Source organism: Agrobacterium sp. GD03872, assembly GCF_029840625.1.
GTDB lineage: Bacteria > Pseudomonadota > Alphaproteobacteria > Rhizobiales > Rhizobiaceae > Agrobacterium > Agrobacterium fabrum_A.
The window spans coordinates 221,237-239,008 of record NZ_JAOCCY010000005.1; the positions used below are offsets into that span (position 1 = coordinate 221,237).

The 17,772-nt window shown below is 60.1% G+C and carries 14 protein-coding genes; 8 read left to right on the forward strand and 6 right to left on the reverse strand.

Annotated features, from left to right (window positions below; translation table 11 throughout):
- The first annotated feature begins 12 nt into the window (after nucleotides 1-12).
- From N5D22_RS14880 to N5D22_RS14890, 3 genes are read left to right on the forward strand one after another with little or no spacing between them, the layout of a single operon-like run.
- Nucleotides 13-543, forward strand: a complete 531-nt coding sequence (locus N5D22_RS14880; protein WP_279656569.1) for a TRAP transporter small permease — start codon at nucleotides 13-15, stop codon at nucleotides 541-543.
- A gap of 4 nt (nucleotides 544-547) precedes the next feature.
- Nucleotides 548-1,825: a TRAP transporter large permease subunit gene (locus tag N5D22_RS14885; RefSeq protein WP_279656568.1), complete on the forward strand. Its 1,278-nt coding sequence runs from the start codon at nucleotides 548-550 to the stop codon at nucleotides 1,823-1,825.
- Nucleotides 1,826-1,866: 41 nt separating this feature from the next.
- Complete coding sequence (locus tag N5D22_RS14890; RefSeq protein WP_279656567.1) at nucleotides 1,867-2,874, forward strand: TRAP transporter substrate-binding protein; 1,008 nt, start codon at nucleotides 1,867-1,869, stop codon at nucleotides 2,872-2,874.
- Between the two features lie 109 nt (nucleotides 2,875-2,983).
- Here N5D22_RS14890 and acs read toward each other — a convergent pair whose 3' ends face one another.
- Nucleotides 2,984-4,936, reverse strand: a complete 1,953-nt coding sequence (acs, locus tag N5D22_RS14895; RefSeq protein WP_279656566.1) for an acetate--CoA ligase — start codon at nucleotides 4,934-4,936, stop codon at nucleotides 2,984-2,986.
- A 229-nt stretch (nucleotides 4,937-5,165) separates the two neighbouring features.
- Between acs and N5D22_RS14900 the strand changes: the two genes are divergently transcribed.
- Nucleotides 5,166-5,867, forward strand: coding sequence for a DUF1013 domain-containing protein (locus N5D22_RS14900; protein ID WP_279656565.1), 702 nt, complete (start codon nucleotides 5,166-5,168; stop codon nucleotides 5,865-5,867).
- A 57-nt stretch (nucleotides 5,868-5,924) separates the two neighbouring features.
- Here N5D22_RS14900 and N5D22_RS14905 read toward each other — a convergent pair whose 3' ends face one another.
- Nucleotides 5,925-6,584: a YggS family pyridoxal phosphate-dependent enzyme gene (locus N5D22_RS14905; RefSeq protein WP_279656564.1), complete on the reverse strand. Its 660-nt coding sequence runs from the start codon at nucleotides 6,582-6,584 to the stop codon at nucleotides 5,925-5,927.
- A gap of 193 nt (nucleotides 6,585-6,777) precedes the next feature.
- Between N5D22_RS14905 and leuS the strand changes: the two genes are divergently transcribed.
- The 3 genes from leuS to holA are packed head-to-tail and all read left to right on the forward strand — an operon-like array spanning nucleotide 6,778 to nucleotide 10,995.
- Entirely contained in the window at nucleotides 6,778-9,408 is a 2,631-nt protein-coding gene (gene leuS, locus N5D22_RS14910; protein ID WP_279656563.1) for a leucine--tRNA ligase, read from the forward strand.
- Nucleotides 9,401-9,946, forward strand: a complete 546-nt coding sequence (gene lptE, locus N5D22_RS14915) for an LPS assembly lipoprotein LptE (RefSeq protein ID WP_279656562.1) — start codon at nucleotides 9,401-9,403, stop codon at nucleotides 9,944-9,946. The genes leuS and lptE overlap by 8 nt, the downstream gene beginning before the upstream one ends.
- Nucleotides 9,947-9,957: 11 nt before the next feature.
- The gene (gene holA / locus N5D22_RS14920) at nucleotides 9,958-10,995 is read left to right on the forward strand and encodes a DNA polymerase III subunit delta (protein ID WP_279656561.1); all 1,038 of its coding nucleotides are present in this window, start codon (nucleotides 9,958-9,960) and stop codon (nucleotides 10,993-10,995) included.
- Nucleotides 10,996-11,063: 68 nt separating this feature from the next.
- On the opposite strand, the gene fdxA is transcribed toward holA, so the two are convergent.
- The 4 genes from fdxA to N5D22_RS14940 form a co-directional block, all read right to left on the reverse strand.
- On the reverse strand, nucleotides 11,064-11,402 hold the full coding sequence (fdxA, locus tag N5D22_RS14925; RefSeq protein ID WP_003520294.1) for a ferredoxin FdxA: 339 nt from the start codon (nucleotides 11,400-11,402) through the stop codon (nucleotides 11,064-11,066).
- 158 nt (nucleotides 11,403-11,560) lie between these two features.
- Nucleotides 11,561-11,977 carry an RNA-binding S4 domain-containing protein gene (locus tag N5D22_RS14930; protein ID WP_279656560.1) on the reverse strand — a complete coding sequence of 139 codons (417 nt, stop codon included), beginning with the start codon at nucleotides 11,975-11,977 and terminating at the stop codon, nucleotides 11,561-11,563.
- A gap of 4 nt (nucleotides 11,978-11,981) precedes the next feature.
- Nucleotides 11,982-15,062: a helicase-related protein gene (locus N5D22_RS14935; protein ID WP_279656755.1), complete on the reverse strand. Its 3,081-nt coding sequence runs from the start codon at nucleotides 15,060-15,062 to the stop codon at nucleotides 11,982-11,984.
- A gap of 457 nt (nucleotides 15,063-15,519) precedes the next feature.
- Nucleotides 15,520-16,764: a ubiquinone biosynthesis hydroxylase gene (locus N5D22_RS14940; RefSeq protein ID WP_279656754.1), complete on the reverse strand. Its 1,245-nt coding sequence runs from the start codon at nucleotides 16,762-16,764 to the stop codon at nucleotides 15,520-15,522.
- 56 nt (nucleotides 16,765-16,820) lie between these two features.
- On the opposite strand from N5D22_RS14940, the gene tesB reads away from it, so the two are divergent.
- The gene (gene tesB / locus N5D22_RS14945; RefSeq protein WP_279656559.1) at nucleotides 16,821-17,705 is read left to right on the forward strand and encodes an acyl-CoA thioesterase II; all 885 of its coding nucleotides are present in this window, start codon (nucleotides 16,821-16,823) and stop codon (nucleotides 17,703-17,705) included.
- The last annotated feature ends 67 nt before the right edge of the window (nucleotides 17,706-17,772 follow it).

The window sequence follows — 17,772 nt, forward strand, 5'->3', positions numbered from 1 at the left end:
CGGGAGGGGAAAATGCAAAAGACCATCAATCTTTTTTACCGGATTCTCGAAATCATTCTCGTCCTGCTGCTCGCCGGCATGTCGATCATGGTCTTCGTCAACGTCGTCATGCGTTACACGATGAATTCCGGCATCAACATCTCTGAAGAACTGTCGCGTTATTTCTTCGTGTGGCTGACCTTCATCGGCGCCGTGCTGACATTCCGCGAGAACAGCCACATGGGCATCGAAACGCTCGTGATGTTCCTGTCGCGCCGCGCCCGCATCGTCTGCATGATCGTGTCCAACATCATCATCCTGGCCTGTTCCGCCATCTTCTTCTGGGGGACCTGGAAGCAATCAGGCATCAACGCCAGCATGCATGCGCCCGTCACCAAGCTTTCGATGATCTGGGTCTACGGCATCGGCATGTTCACTGGCGGGCTGATGTTCATCATCGCGCTGGAGCGCCTGTACCGCCAGCTCACGGGCCGCGTGACAGAGGATGAAATCGCTCAGTTCGCGGGTGAGAACCTGACGATCGAACAGCTTTCGGAGCGCTGATACCATGACACTTTTCGTTTTTGTCGGCTCTCTCCTGGGAGCCATGGCGATTGGCGTTCCGGTCGCTTTCTCGCTGATGTTCTGCGGCGTCGTGCTCATGTGGTACATGGGCATGTTCAATACCGCGATCATCGCACAGAACATGATCTCGGGCGCGGACACCTTCACGCTGCTCGCCATTCCCTTCTTCATCCTCGCCGGTGAATTGATGAATTCCGGCGGCCTGTCCCGCCGCATCATCGACTTTGCGATCGCGCTGGTCGGCCACATCAGGGGCGGTCTCGGCATCGTGGCGATCGTCGCCGCCATCATCATGGCCAGCATCTCCGGTTCGGCTGCGGCCGATACCGCAGCCCTTGCCGCAATCCTGATCCCGATGATGGCGAAGGCCGGCTATAATATTCCGCGTTCGGGCGGTCTTATCGCCGCAGGCGGCATCATCGCCCCGGTCATTCCGCCGTCGATGGCCTTCATCGTCTTCGGTGTGGCCGCCAACGTCTCGATCACCCAGCTTTTCCTGGCCGGTATCGTCCCCGGCATTCTGATGGGCATTTCGCTGATCACCGCCTGGCTGATCGTGGTGCGCAAGGATAACGTCAAGCCTCTACCCAAAACCTCGGCCAGGGAGCGCATCACGGCGACGGCACGCGCCGGCTGGGCGCTCGGTATGCCCGTCATCATCCTCGGCGGCATCAAGGCCGGCATCATGACGCCGACCGAAGCCGCCGTCGTCGCCGCTGCCTACGCGCTTTTTGTCGGCATGGTAATCTATCGCGAACTGAAGCCGGCGGACCTGTTCCACGTGCTCCTGCGCGCCGCCAAGAGCACCTCGATCATCATGTTCCTGGTCTGCGCAGCACTCGTTTCCGCGTGGCTCATCACGGCAGCGAATATCCCGAACGAAGTCGCAGGCTATATCGAGCCGCTGATCGACCGTCCGATGCTCCTGATGGCCGTCATCATGGTGCTGGTCTTCGTCGTCGGCACCGCGCTCGACCTGACACCGACCATCCTGATCCTGACGCCTGTTCTGATGCCGATCATCAAGCAGGCTGGCATCGACCCGGTCTATTTCGGCGTTCTCTTCATCATCAACAACGCCATCGGCCTGATTACCCCTCCGGTCGGCGTCGTGCTGAACGTCGTCAGCGGCGTCGGCCGCATCCCGCTCGGCAAGGTCACGATCGGCGTCTGGCCGTTCCTCGTCGCCGAAACCATCGTGCTGGCACTGCTGGTGATTTTCCCGGACATCGTCCTCGTACCGCTGCAGTATCTCCGTTAACCCGCAACCTGTTTCTCGAACACAATCCAAGGGAGGATATTATGAGAAAGCTTCTTCTGACCACCACGGCCATCGCTTTCGCCGTTGGCGCCGCAGCTCCGGCAATGGCCGAATTCAACAGCCGTAACATCCGTGTTTCGAACGGCATCAACCAGGATCACCCCGTCGGCAACGGCATCAAGGCCATGCAGGCCTGCCTCGACGACAAGTCGGGCGGCAAGCTGAAGCTGACGGCATTCTGGGGCGGCGCTCTCGGTGGTGACCTTCAGGCAACCCAGGCCCTGCGTTCCGGCGTTCAGGAAGCCGTCGTGACGTCGTCCTCGCCGCTCGTTGGTCTCATCCCCTCGCTCGGCGTTTTCGACCTGCCGTTCCTGTTCGCCAACGACAAGGAAGCCGATGCCGTCATGGACGGCGCCTTCGGCGACATGATGAACAAGAAGCTGGAAGAGCAGGGTCTTGTGAACCTGGCTTACTGGGAAAACGGCTTCCGCAACCTGTCGAACTCCAAGCATGCCGTTACGAAGTGGGAAGACTTCTCCGGCCTCAAGGTTCGCGTGATGCAGAACAACATCTTCCTCGACACCTTCCAGAACCTCGGCGCCAATGCAACACCGATGGCTTTCGGCGAAGTCTTCTCGGCGCTTGAAACCAATGCGATCGACGCGCAGGAAAATCCCTATGTGACGATCGACACCTCCAAGTTCTACGAGGTGCAGAAGTACATCACCGAGACGAACCACGCCTACACGCCGTTCCTCTTCCTCTTCTCCAAGCCGATCTTCGACAGCTACACACCCGAAGAACAGACGGCCCTGCGTGAATGCGCAGTCGTCGGCCGCGACGAAGAGCGCAAGGTCATCCGCGACCTGAACCAGAAGTCGCTGGAAAAGATCAAGGCTGCCGGCCTCGAAGTGAACGCCCTGTCTCCGGAAGAGCAGACCCGTATCCGCGAAAAGTCGATGGTCGTTTACGAAAAGCACAAGGCTGAAATCGGCGCCGACGTCGTCGACGCCGTTCTGGCGGACCTGAAGAAGATCCGCGGCCAGTAAGCCCCATCCAGCTGAAACGAAAAACACCCGGAGGTTCCGCCTCCGGGTGTTTTTATTTGCGGAAAACTCAAACCAGAAAAAAGGCTGCCGAAGCAGCCTTTCCAAATGATCACGCCGTGCGGTTCTGCCGGTTGGCGATGAGATCTTCGACAACAGCCGGATCGGCGAGCGTTGATGTATCCCCCAGCGCACCAAAATCATCCTCGGCGATCTTGCGCAGGATGCGTCGCATGATCTTGCCGGAACGGGTTTTGGGCAGGCCCGGCGCGAACTGGATCTTGTCGGGCGTCGCAACCGGTCCGATCTCGTTGCGCACGTGCTTTATCAGCTCCTCGCGCAACGCGTAATCACCGTTCTGGCCAGCCATCAGCGTGACATAACAATAGATGCCCTGCCCCTTGATGGCATGCGGATAACCGACCACCGCCGCTTCCGAAACGAGGTGATGCGACACCAGCGCCGATTCCACCTCCGCCGTACCAAGGCGATGGCCGGAAACGTTCAGCACGTCATCGACGCGGCCGGTGATCCAGTAATAGCCGTCCTCGTCACGCCGGCAGCCATCGCCGGTGAAATATTTGCCCTTGTAGGTCGAAAAATACGTGTCGATGAAGCGCTGATGATCGCCATAGACCGAACGCGACTGACCCGGCCAGCTGTCGATGATGCAGAGATTGCCGTCAGCGGGCCCCTCCAGCACATTACCTTCGGCATCGACCAGCTGCGGCTGCACGCCGAAGAAGGGCCTTGTCGCCGAACCGGGCTTCAGATCGGTCGCACCCGGCAACGGCGAGATGAGGATGCCGCCGGTTTCCGTCTGCCACCAGGTGTCGACGATCGGGCTCTTGTCCTCGCCGACCACATGATAATACCACTCCCAGGCTTCCGGATTGATCGGCTCGCCCACCGTACCGAGAAGACGGATGCTGGAGCGCGACGAGCGCTGGACGAACTGGTCGCCCGCCCCCATCAGTGATCGGAGCGCCGTCGGCGCGGTGTAGAAGATATTGACCTTGTGCTTGTCGATCACTTCCCAGAAACGGCCCTGATCCGGGAAGTTGGGAACGCCTTCGAACATCAGCGTCGTCGCGCAGTTCGCCAGCGGCCCGTAGACGATATAGGAATGGCCTGTGACCCAGCCGACATCGGCCGTACACCAGAAAACCTCACCGTCCTTGTAGTCGAAGACATATTCATGCGTCATCGAGGTATAAACGAGGTAACCGCCGGTCGTATGCAGCACACCCTTCGGTTTGCCGGTGGAACCGGAGGTATAGAGGATGAACAGCGGGTCTTCCGCGCGCATCTTCACCGGTGGGCAATCCGGCTTCACGGTGGCGATTTCTTGATGGTACCAGATATCGCGGCCGGGCGCCCAGCCGGTCTTGCCGCCGGTGCGGCGCACCACCAGAACCTTGTTGACGATGACATATTGCTTGGCGGCGATATCGATCGCTTTGTCGGTATTTTCCTTGAGCGGGATCGGCTTGCCGCCGCGCACGCCCTCATCGCAGGTGATGACGAAGGTAGATTGGCAGTCGACGATACGGCCCGCCAGCGCTTCCGGCGAGAAGCCGCCAAACACGACGGAATGGATGGCGCCGATGCGGGCGCAGGCAAGCATGGCATAGGCCGCCTCGGGTATCATCGGCATATAGATGGTCACACGGTCGCCCTTCTTGACGCCGTGCTTCTTCAGCACGTTTGCCAGACGGCAGACATAGTCATAGAGCTGGTTATAGGTGATCTTCTTGTCGATATAGGGATTGTCGCCTTCCCAGATGATCGCCGTGCGTTCGCCATGCGTCTTCAGGTGCCTGTCGATACAGTTATAGGAGACGTTGGTCAGGCCATCCTCGAACCACTTGATCGGAACCCTGCCCTTGAAGGAGGTGTTCTTGACCTTGGTATAGGGCTTGAACCAGTCGATCCGCCGGCCGTGCTTGTCCCAGAACTTTTCCGGATCCTCGACGCTCTCCTGATACCATTTCTGGTAACGCTCATTGTCGATGAGCGTGCGGGCTTTCGCCGATTTGAGCACCGGGTAGATTTTGGCAGACATGAACTCCTCCTGGAACCGATATGGCTTCTGACGCGGCCCGAGACTCCCACCTCAGGCATGTGGTGAATTCATAGCAGTTCAAATGCGCACGGCAATTAGACAAAGGTCATTTGTTTCGCAAAGAATTGCAATTATGATGCAATCCGGTTATAGAGCGCCAATATCCCGGAAATCAGTGGTTGATACCACGCCCGCGACACCGGCGCGGACGGACAGAAGGACTGTATCTATGGCTCAACAATTGCTCATGCCAAAGGCAACGGCTGTATGGCTGGTTGACAACACCGCGCTGTCGTTCGATCAGATCGCCACGTTCTGCAAACTGCATCCGCTTGAAGTCAAGGCGATTGCCGACGGTGAAGCCGCGCAGGGCATCAAGGGCCTCGACCCGATCGCGACGGGACAGCTTTCCCGCGACGAGATCGCCCGCGCCGAAGCCAATCCGAACCATAAGCTGAAGCTCTCCGAGCCGAAGGTCCGCGTGCCGGAATCCAAGCGCCGCGGCCCGCGTTACACCCCGGTTTCCAAGCGTCAGGACCGTCCGAACGCCATTCTCTGGCTCGTTCGCAACCACCCGGAACTGAAGGATGCGCAGATTTCGCGTCTCGTTGGCACCACGAAGTCGACGATCGAGCAGATTCGCGACCGTACCCACTGGAACTCGGCCAACCTGACGCCGATGGACCCGGTAACGCTTGGCCTCTGCAGCCAGATCGATCTCGACCTCGAAGTCGAACGCGCCTCGCGTGGCCGCCCGCTGCCGACAGCCGAAGAACTCGACAACACGCTGCAGCCGGCAACGGCGACGGAAGGTCTCGATTACAGCTTCCAGCGTGAAGAAGACGATCAGATCGACGCCGACGCAGTCTTCAAGAAGCTCTCCTCGCTGAAGTCGACGCAGAAGGACGAAGACGAGGACGATCAGTACTGATCAACGTTTTCGAATGCTTGAAACCCGGCCTCAGCGCCGGGTTTTTTGTTTATGGCCTTATCGCGTACCGAAGATGGCCGAGCCCACACGCACACTGGTGGCGCCGAATTCAACGGCCGTTTCGAAATCGCCCGACATACCCATGGAAAGTTTCCCAAGACCGCACTCCCTGGCAAGCTTCGCCAGCAGCGCAAAATGCGGGCCGGGATTTTCATCCGCCGGCGGAATGCACATCAGGCCCTCAACCGGAAGCTTCAGTTCCTCCCGGCAGAGTTTAACGAAAGCAACGGTTTCTCGCGGATCGATGCCCGCCTTCTGCGGTTCAAGCCCGGTATTGACCTGAACGTAAAAACGCAGGCTGCGGCCCTGTTTGCCGCATTCCTCGGCAAGCGCCCGGGCAATCTTTTCCCGGTCGACACTTTGCACGACATCGAACAGCGCGACCGCATCCGCCGCCTTGTTGGATTGCAACGGGCCGATCAGATGCAGTTCTATGCCGTCAGTCTTCTCTTTCAGCGCTGGCCACTTGCCCTGCGCTTCCTGCACCCGGTTCTCCCCGAACACCCGCTGGCCGGCATCGATGACCGGCTGGATCGCCTCCGCCTCGAAGGTCTTCGAGACCGCGACAAGGGCAACGTCCGCCGCCTTGCGTCCGGATTTCTCCGCAACATCGGCAATGCGCTGCCTGACATCCTCAAGACGTGCTTCGATTTCCATCACAAGACCTCAATTTGAACCATTCGCAACGCTAACTAGACGCCGATTGCCTTGATGCCAAGCGGGTTTAGCACCATTTGAGGCACGCTGGCCAAGATTGAACGCCCGAATGCCCCGCCAAACTTGACGCCCCGGTCGTTTCATGGTGAAGGTCAGCGCAAATTTTTCCCCTCGATACCCGGAATTCTAAACAATGGCCATCGAACGTTACAATCCTCGCGACGCCGAGCCGCGCTGGCAGCAGAAATGGAACGAAGACAAGGTTTTCGTCACCGACAACAGCGATCCGCGTGAGAAATATTACGTTCTGGAGATGTTTCCCTATCCGTCGGGACGCATCCATATGGGCCATGTCCGCAACTATGCCATGGGCGACGTGGTCGCCCGCTACAAGCGCGCCCGCGGTTTCAACGTTCTGCACCCGATGGGCTGGGACGCCTTTGGCATGCCTGCCGAAAACGCCGCCATGCAGAACAAGGTTCACCCGAAGGACTGGACCTACCAGAACATCGCCACCATGCGCGGCCAGCTGAAATCCATGGGCCTGTCCCTGGACTGGACCCGTGAATTCGCCACCTGCGACGTGGAATATTACCATCGTCAGCAGGCGCTGTTCGTCGATTTCATGGAAAAGGGTCTGGTCTATCGCAAGCAGTCCAAGGTCAACTGGGACCCGGTCGACCATACGGTTCTCGCCAATGAGCAGGTGATCGACGGCCGCGGCTGGCGCTCCGGCGCGCTGGTCGAACAGCGCGAGCTGACGCAATGGTTCTTCCGCATCACCGATTTCAGCCAGGACCTGCTGGACGAGCTGGACACGCTGGACCAATGGCCGGAAAAAGTGCGCCTGATGCAGAAGAACTGGATCGGCCGCTCCGAAGGCCTGTCGCTGCGCTGGCAGACCGTTGCCGACACGGCGCCGGAAGGTTTCTCCGACATTACCGTCTACACGACACGCCCGGACACCCTGTTCGGCGCCTCCTTCCTGGCGATTGCCGCCGACCACCCGCTGGCCAGGGAACTGTCCGCGAACAACCCTGATATCGCCGAGTTCTGCGACGAATGCCGTCGCCATGGCACCTCGCTCGCAGCACTCGAAACGGCTGAAAAGAAAGGCATCGATACCGGCGTCAAGGTCGTGCATCCGCTGGACCCCAGCTGGGAACTGCCGGTCTACGTCGCCAACTTCGTGCTGATGGATTATGGCACCGGCGCAATCTTCGGCTGCCCATCGGGTGACCAGCGCGATCTGGATTTCGCCCGCAAATACGGCCTGCCGGTCGTGGCCATCGTCGCCCCCGAAGGCCCGGATGCGGAAAGCTTCACCGTCGAGGACACGGCCTATACCGATGACGGCGTGATGATCAATTCCGGCTTCCTGAACGGTATGAACACAACGGACGCCTTCGAGGCGGTCGTGCAGAAGCTTTCCGCGCAGACGCTGGGCAATACGCCGCAGGCCGAGCGCAAGGTCAATTTCCGCCTGCGCGACTGGGGCATTTCCCGCCAGCGTTATTGGGGTTGCCCGATCCCGGTCATCCATTGCGAAGTCTGCGGCGTCGTGCCGGTTCCGAAAAAGGACCTGCCGGTCAAGCTGCCCGACGATGTGACCTTCGACGTGCCCGGCAACCCGCTGGACCGGCACCCCACCTGGCGTCATGTCGCCTGCCCGCAATGCGGCCATGACGCACGCCGCGAGACGGATACGATGGATACATTCGTCGATTCCAGCTGGTATTACACGCGCTTCACCGCGCCGTGGGAAGACGCGCCGACCGACCCGAAGGTCGCCAATCGCTGGCTGCCGGTGGATCAGTATATTGGCGGTATCGAGCATGCCATCCTGCACCTGCTCTATTCGCGCTTTTTCACCCGCGCGATGCGCGAGACGGGTCATGTTGACGTCAAGGAACCTTTCAAGGGCCTGTTCACCCAGGGTATGGTGGTCCACGAGACCTACAGCCGCGGTGAAGGAACGGCGCGTGAATGGGTGCCGCCTGCCGAGCTGAGGATCGAGGAAAACGACGGCACGCGCCGGGCATTCCTGCTCTCGTCCGGCGAAGAGGTGAAGATCGGCTCCATCGAGAAAATGTCGAAGTCGAAGAAGAACGTGGTCGACCCTGACGATATCATCGCATCCTACGGCGCCGATACCGCACGCTTCTTCGTGTTGTCGGACTCCCCGCCGGATCGTGATGTCATCTGGTCCGAATCGGGTGTTGAGGGCGCGAACCGTTTCGTCCAGCGCGTCTGGCGCATCATCTGCGAAGCTGCCGAAGAGCTGAAGACCGTTAAGCCGAAGCCGGTAATCGAAGGCGAAGGGCTGGCGGCCTCCAAGACGGCCCACAAGACGCTGAAGGCCGTTCAGGAAGATCTGGACAAGCTCGCCTTCAACAAGGCCATCGCCCGCATCTACGAACTGGTCAATGCGCTGGCCGGTCCGCTCGCCGATGTCGCCGCTGGCGGCAAGCCGGAAGAGGTCAAGGCAGCGGCACGCGACGCCGTCGAGATCCTCATCCGCATCATCGCCCCCATGACGCCGCATCTGGCGGAAGAATGCTGGTCGGCGCTGGGCAATGAGGGCCTTGTGGCCCAGACACCGTGGCCAAGCTTCGTCGCTTCGCTGGTCGAGGAAAACGATGTGGTCATGCCCGTGCAGGTTAACGGCAAGAAGCGCGGTGAATTGACAATCGCGCGCGATGCGGATCAAGATGCGGTCCGCACGGCCGCCCTTGCGCTGGATGCCGTCAAATCGATTCTTGCCGGTGGCGAGCCCAAGAAAGTCATCGTGGTTCCGCAGAGGATTGTGAACATTGTTGTCTGACGTTTTTTCAAGATGGAGCCGCGTCGCGGCAGCGATTTCCGTCGTGACGATGGCCGGTCTTCTGGCAGGCTGCCAGGTGCGCCCGCTTTATGGGGAAGCTTCCGGAACCAAGGAAAGACTGGCGGCCGTCAGCGTCTCCGAGACCGGCGGCAGGGTTGGGCAGGAAGTCCGCAACCAGTTGATCTTTCTGATGTCCGGCGGCGCTGGCGAACCCGCCACGGCGCAATATAACGTCAAGGTTTCCGTGAGCTCGAGCGCCACATCGACGGAAGTGCAGAATTACGACCTGACGACCCGCGCGAACAACAATTACGATGGCCCCTACCCCGGCCGTGTCGTGATGAACGGTCAATATGTGCTGACGCGCGTTTCCGATGGCCAGATCCTGCGCTCCGCACGCCGCAGCGTGACCGCGCAGGTGGACCTGCCGCAGCAGGAATTCGCCAAGATCCGGGCGACCCGCGACGCCGAGAACCGTGCGGCTCGAGAACTGGCTGAAATCATCCGCACCGATATCGCCGCCACGCTCGGCCGCTGAGAACGGCGGCCGTGACGGAGATAAAGTCCCATGAATTCGAGCGCTTCGCCGAAAATCCGGCGGAGCGCTTTCGCGTTTTCGTACTTTACGGCCCGGATCGCGGTCTGGTATCGGAACGCGCGGGCGTCATCGCCAAGAAGACCGGTATCGATCCCGATGACGCTTTCGCATCGCTGAAACTGACCGCATCCGATCTGCAGGGCGACCCCGGCCGTCTGCTCGACGAGGTGAATGCCATCGGCCTTTTCGGCGGCGAAAAGCTCGTCTGGGTCAAAGGCGCTTCGGCCGAAAAGGCGCTGGTGGATGCGCTGCAGATTTTGGCGGAAACACCGCCGGAAGCAAGCTTCCTGATCATCGAAGCGGGCGACATTAAAAAAGGCACCGGACTGCGCAAGATCGCAGAACCCGCGCGCTCGGTCGCCGCGATCCCCTGTTATGCCGACGATGCCCGCTCGCTGAATGCATTGATCGATCAGGAACTGTCCGCAGACAACCTGCGCATCGCGCCGGCTGCGCGGCAGAGGTTGATAGAATCGCTCGGCGGCGACCGTATCGCATCGCGCAACGAGATCCGCAAGCTGGCGCTCTATTGCCGAGGCGTCGAGGTGATCGAGGAAGACGACGTTCTTTCCATCATCGGTGATGCCAGCACGGTTTCCGCCGACGATGCCGTCGACGCCATTCTGAAGGGTGATAGAAACGCCTTTTTTCATGCCACCCAGAAGATCATCGCCTCGAAGACGCCGATTTTTCTCGTGCTTCAGGGCTGCCTCAAGCAGTTCCAGCTGCTCGACCAGATGCGGGCGGAAATGGATGAGAAAAAACTGCAGGCCGGTCAGGTCATGCAGACACTTGGACGCCACATCCATTTCCGTAGGAAACCCATCATCGAAAGAGCGCTGCGGACATGGCAGCCAGCGGCGATCGCCCGCGAAATGAACCGTCTGCAGGCCGCCATCCTGCAAAGCCGTCAGCGGCAAAGCCTAGAGGAAAGCGTGGCCCTTCTGACGCTGCTATCGACCACACTGCAATCCGGCCGCGGCGGATAAAAAAAGCCCTCGCGCTGCAGCTGCGAGGGCTCTTTTTTAGTCATGATTTCGACGCCACGGCGCAGAACTCAGTCGCCCTGCCCTGGCTCGGCTGAGAAATAGAGTTCCAGCTTGCCTTCAACGCCGTCCATTTCCTTGGCTTCCGGCATCGGGTCGCGCTTGATCGTGATATTAGGCCAGATTGCCGCATATTCGGCATTGAGCTTCAGCCACTTGTCGAGACCCGGCTCCGTATCGGGCTTGATGGCCTCGGCGGGACATTCCGGTTCGCACACACCGCAATCGATGCACTCATCGGGATTGATCGCGAGGAAATTTTCACCCTCGTAAAAGCAGTCGACAGGGCAAACCTCGACGCAATCGGTATATTTGCAGCGGATGCAATTGTCGGTCACGACATATGTCATGATGAACTCCAGAATATGCAGGCCGGGTCTGTGGGCTTCGGAACACAAGCCGTCGCCCGGAATTCAGACAGGGCAATTTCGCAAGTGACGTAATGCCTTTGCATTCAGATAGCAAGGATAAACAATTCTGAAAAAGGGGTGCAGTCTGGAGGTTTATTCTAATCTTTGCTTCCGTCGCTATCAGACAGAAACCTGTCGAGCGCCCTGCGCTCTTTTTTGGTGGGGCGCCCGCTGCCCGGCTGACGCAACGCCTGCTCAAGAGGCGTCAGCCTGTCGGAAGGCTCCCGCGGCGGTGTCTGGTCGTCATAGAGAAGTCTGGCTTCCTCATAGGGCCCACGCCGTGTCCCGCCGGACTTGACGACGAGCATTTTGTCCATGCGCTCGAAACTGATATCGAGCCTGTCACCCGCCTTCACCGCATGGCTGGGCTGGCGGACGGTAAGCCCGTTGACCTTGACATGGCCCGACTGAATGTAGCCTTGGGCAAGCGAACGGGACTTGGCCATACGGGCAAAGAACAGCCACTTGTCCAGACGCTGACGCGTGCTTTCCAGTGGCTGTTCGCTGTTTCCCATAGGCTTACTTCTTCAGCTGCTCCTTGAGGGCAGCGAGCTTTGCGAAGGGTGAATCCGGATCGAGCGGCTTCTCCTTGCGCGGCGGCTTGGCTTCGAAGCGCTGCTGACCCTGAGGCTTTCCGCCACGGTCATTGCGTTCCGGCCGGTCCTTGCGCTCCCCGCGATCATGACGATCATTGTTGCGGTTGTTGCCGCGGTCCGGACGCCCGCCATCGCGCTTGCGCTCGCCCTCGCCACTGCGATTGGCAGCCTCGCGGTTTGCACCATCACGATTGTCGCGACGGCCTTCACCACGACGCTCGCCCTGTTCGCGCGCTCCCTCACCACGGCCCTGACCGCGATTGCCGGGGCGACGGTTTTCGCTGCGCTGATTTTCGTTGCGCCCACCCGGACGCCACAGGAGGACAGGCTTGGGCTCGGCGGCCTCGGCGCCTTCCGGCGCGGCTTCGACTGCGACAGCTTCTTCGCTGGCAGCCTCCGCAACTGGCGCCTCGGCAGCTTCGCCTTCAGCAACAACTGCCGTCTCGGACACGTGTTCTTCTGAAGCCGGCTCGTGCTCCTCGGTCTCGACGCTTTCCTCTTCAGCCGCAGCCGCTTCGCCGGCAGCCGGAGCAGAAGCGCCGGCGTGGCTGGCGAGGAAGGCCTGCGCCTCTTCCGCCGTCACCTGATCGGCGCGGTAACCGAGGCCCTTCAGAATCTCTTCCATGTCATCAAGCGTTGCGCCGAGAATGGAAAGCATGGCGGTCGTCGTCGTGAAACGGCGGCCGTCATAAGCGCCTTCCGGACGCGGCTGCTGGCCGGGCTTCCACTGCAGCAGCGGACGGATGAGATCGGCCAGGCGCTCGAGAATATCGATACGCACGGCACGCTTCCCGAGGAAGCGGAAACCCGCGAGCTTGTAGAACATGCGCTCGAAACTGGCATCGGTGACGACCGAGGTACGGCCTGCGGCCAGCACCGGAATGAGATCGCCATAACCCGGCTTGCCAAGACCATCATTCTTCAACGCCCACAGCAGCGTGACAAGCTCCGCCGGAGCGGGCTTCAGAAGCGCAGGCAGGAAGACATGATAGGCGCCGAAACGCACGCCGTAACGACGCATGGAGGCACGTGCGTCCTGATCGAGCGACTTCACGTCCTCGGCAACATCGCGGCGGAAGAGCACACCGAGGTTTTCCACGAGCTGGAACGCCAGACCCTTCGCCAGACCCTGAAGGTCTTCGGCGCGGGAAATATCGTCCAGCGGTTTCAGCACGGTCGCAATCTGGTGGTTGACGAAACGCTCGATCCGCGCAAGCGCGTGATCGCGGGCATTGCCGCTTAGCTGCTCGTCGGCAAGCAGGATCACCCGTGGCTTCATGATGTTGTCGCCGGCCGAAAGGCGGGCCACCGGCTCGCCCAGCCAGCGCACCAGACCATCGGAGCTCAAAGCAAGATCGCCATTTCCACTGGCATGCAGACGCGCGGCACGCGCCTCGAATTCGAGCGCAAGCGCCTTCTGCGCTGCAGCCTGCACGGCCTTCTGATCCGGCCCTTCCATTCCCGGCACCGGCGTGAACCGGAACCCGGCCAACTGGCCGACGTGATGACCTTCTACGAAGACATCACCATTTACACTGATTTCAGCTTCAAGCATCGCATTCTCTCTCAGGCGCCTCATGAGCACAGATGTCCTGCGATCAACAAAGCGTTTCGTCAACCTTTCATGTAGCGCATCGGACAATCGATCCTCGATTTCCCGCGTCTTTTCTTGCCAGTGTGTCGGATCGGCAAGCCATCCTGGGCGGTTCGATACATAAGTCCATGTTCTGATCTGCGCAATCCTCGCAGACAAGGTATCGATCTCTCCATCGGTGCGGTCGGCGCGGCGCACCTGCTCGGCCATGAAATCCTCGTTCACGGTTCCGCGCTTGACGAGATCGAAATAAAGCGTCGAGATCAGGTCCGCATGTTGGGCAGGGGCAATACGGCGATAGTCGGGCAGCGCGCAGGTCTCCCACAACTTTTCCACCCGCGCATCCGTCGTCGTCACGTCGATGATCTCGGGATAACGCGACAGATATTCGAGCGCCTGCTGGTCGATCGCGGGCAAGGCCCTCGATAGCCCCTGTATCGTCGGGGCGGCATCCAGGCTCGCGCGCAGATTGGCGATGGAGGAAAAATCGAAATTTTTCGTCCGCCACTGCAGCACCTTCACCGCATCGAACTGATGGGTTTCGATCCGCTCCACCAGCTCGTCATCGAATGGATCGACACGCCCTGTCACGCCGAATGTGCCATCGCGGAGATGACGGCCGGCGCGGCCGGCAATCTGGCCGATTTCACCCGGGTTGAGATTGCGGAACTGGTAACCGTCGAACTTGCGGTCCTGCGCAAAGGCGACATGGTCGACATCGAGGTTGAGGCCCATGCCGATGGCATCCGTCGCGACAAGATATTCGACGTCGCCCGACTGGTAGAGCCCTACCTGCGCATTGCGCGTGCGCGGCGACAGCGCGCCCAGCACCACGGCCGCGCCGCCGCGCTGACGGCGCACGAGTTCGGCAATCGCATAGACCTCGTCGGCGGAAAAAGCGACGATCGCGGTGCGCTGCGGCAGGCGGGTGATCTTCTTCTGGCCGGCATAAAAGAGCTGCGACAGGCGCGGCCGCTCCACAACGGTGATTCCCGGCAGCAGCCTTTCGAGGATCGGGCGCATCGTGCCGGCGCCAAGCAGCAGCGTCTCTTCCCGACCCCGCAGATGCAGCACCCGATCAGTGAAGATGTGGCCGCGCTCGAGATCGCCCGCCAGCTGCACCTCGTCAATAGCGACGAAGGCGGCATTTGTCTCGCGCGGCATGGCTTCCACCGTGCAGACGGAATATTTGGCTTTCGGCGGCGCGATTTTTTCTTCGCCGGTAATCAGCGCCACATTCGGCGCACCCACTTTTTCGACCAGACGGGTATAGACCTCCCGCGCCAGAAGACGCAGCGGCAGGCCGATGACACCGCTGCCATGCGCGACCATCCGCTCGATCGCGTAATGGGTCTTGCCGGTATTGGTGGGGCCGAGAACGGCCGTAACACCGCGGCCGCTCAGGATCATGGGGCGAAAATTCAACGTAGTATCCGCGAATCGACTTCATCTGCTTGTCGTGCCACTCGCTATTATCGATGCGAGCCGCACGCACCACACATGGCAATGCCCGCCGACAAAGGCAATAGGCCTCATCCGGAAACTCGCCTAAGGGGAATTGGTAGCCGAATTTTTCCTTCAGATTCAGCGACTTGAAGGCCAAAAAAGAATCCGGCGAAAATGGAATCGATTCGGCTGCGGAACAGTCTGCGAACGAATCGAATACGAATCGCTGACTCTCCCGGATTCAGCTTTTGTTCTCCGCAATATCTGGTTGGAGAATCCATATTCCATACCAGATTGTGAATCCGGGTAAGTCCTTGCCCGGATTCAGCTTTCCGTTTCCGGCAAAAGACGAAAACTGCCGTAATCACCTGTCAAGCGACAATTGCGGGGAGGCTTGTTCGCCGTTTCGCGAACGCGCCGATCAAAGCGCCTCGCCGGCCAAAAGACGCGGCGCATTCGCATCCGTCGTGCCGGCGGCCTGGCCGATGAAATAGGACTTGAGACCCGGCAAACGATCCACCACGCCCAGACCGAAATCGCGCATGATGCGAATGGGACCGACATCGTTGGAGAACAGCCGGTTCAGCACATCCGTCGTCACGCCCATGCGCAACGTGTCGAAACGCCGCCAGGACTGGTACCGCTCCAGAACATTGAGGGAGCCGATATCGAGGCCAAGACGGTCCGCCTCAACCACCGTTTCAGCCAGCGCGGCAACGTCCTTGAAGCCGAGGTTGAGGCCTTGCCCGGAGATCGGGTGAATGCCGTGCGCCGCATCACCGGCAAGCGCAAAACGCGGCGCGACGAAGGAGCGCGCCAGCGTCAGACCCAGCGGGAAGGCGCGACGGGGCCCGACCGGCCGGACAGGACCGAGCTTGTGACCGAACCGGCGCTCCAGCTCTTCCTCGAACACCAGATCGTCGGAGGCGATCAGCCTGTCGGCATCGGCGGTGCGTTCGGTCCAGACGAGCGACGAACGGTTTCCCTTCAGCGGCAGAATGGCGAAAGGGCCGGATGGCAGGAAATGTTCCTCGGCACAGCCCTCATGCGGCCGCTCATGCTCAACAGTTGTGACAATGCCGGACTGATCGTAAGCCCAGTGCACGGTCTTGATGCCCGCCATGTCCCTGAGAGCCGAGCGAACGCCGTCGCAGGCGATGAGCAATCGCGATTCCAGCACCGAATTGTCGGAAAGGGTGATGGCCGTTGATTGCGGCCCCGCGGTAAAGCCGGAAACGCTGAGACCATGATGGATTTCAATGCCAAGACGGTCACACAGACCCCGGAGCGCGCCCACCATGGCAACATTCGGAACCATATGGGCAAAGGGTCGGCCCTCCTCCACCGCACCGTCAAAGGTGAGGAACACCGGTCGCACGGGATCGGCCGTCTTCGAATCGGTGACGACCATCTTGTGGATCGGCTGTGCCTCCGGCTCGATCTCGTTCCAGATGCCGAAAACATCGAGCATCCGGGTGGCCGCCGCAATGATGGCGGAGGCACGGACGTCCTTCTTCCAGACGTCCTCGGAAGCGGCTTCAATCACCTGCACGTTGAGGTGCGGCGCAGCCTGCTTGATTGCGACGGCAGCGGAAAGACCGACATATCCGCCACCTGCAACTACCACGTCCAGCATCGCGCTTCTCCTCAAATCTTGTGCACGCATCATCGGCGCACTATAGACCATGTGACGTCTTCCTACAGCCGCAGCAGGTCGAAAAAATGTCGCATCCCTTGCAAACGTCAGACCCGATGGTCAATCTCATTGCCACGCTCGATCTCGAGAAGCTGGAGGAGAACCTCTACCGGGGCGAAAGTCCGCAGATCGGCTGGCAGCGGGTTTTCGGCGGCCAGGTCATCGCACAGGCCCTGATCGCCGCGCAAAAAACAGTGGAAGACGACCGCCTGGTGCATTCGCTGCATGCCTATTTCATGCGCCCCGGCGATCCGCTCGTGCCTATAGTCTATCAGGTGGAACGTATCCGCGACGGCGCAAGCTTCTGTACCCGGCGCGTGGTCGCCATCCAGCACGGCAAGGCGATTTTTTCCATGTCGGCCTCGTTTCAGATTTTCGAGGACGGCTTCGACCATCAGATCAGAATGCCGGACGTGACGCCGCCTGAAAAACTGATGAGCGAGGAACAGATGCAGGCGGCCTTTCTTGCCAAGGCGCCCGCTTCCATCCGCAAATACTGGAGCAACAAGCGGCCGATCGAGATAAGGCCGGTTTCGCTGACACACTACATCTCCAAGGAAAAACTCGAACCGCGGCAGGATATCTGGGTTCGCGCCGTCGGCGATGTACCTGACGATCCGTGCCTGCAATCGGCCATTCTCGCTTATCTCTCCGACATGACCCTGCTCGACACCTCGCTTTACGCCCATGGCACGACCATCTTCGATCCGTCCATTCAGGTCGCAAGCCTCGATCACGCCATGTGGTTTCATCGCCCCTGCCGGCTGGATGACTGGCTGCTCTACGCACAGGACAGCCCCAGCGCCTCCGGTGCCCGCGGTTTGACCCGTGGCAATATTTTCACCAGACAGGGTCAACTGGTCGCCTCCGTGGCGCAGGAAGGTTTGATCCGCAAAAGGGCAAATGATTAAATAATGCGCTTTTTTTGAAAATCGCACATTTAATAGACGAAAATTGCGCGGCTTCGTGCCCGTTTTT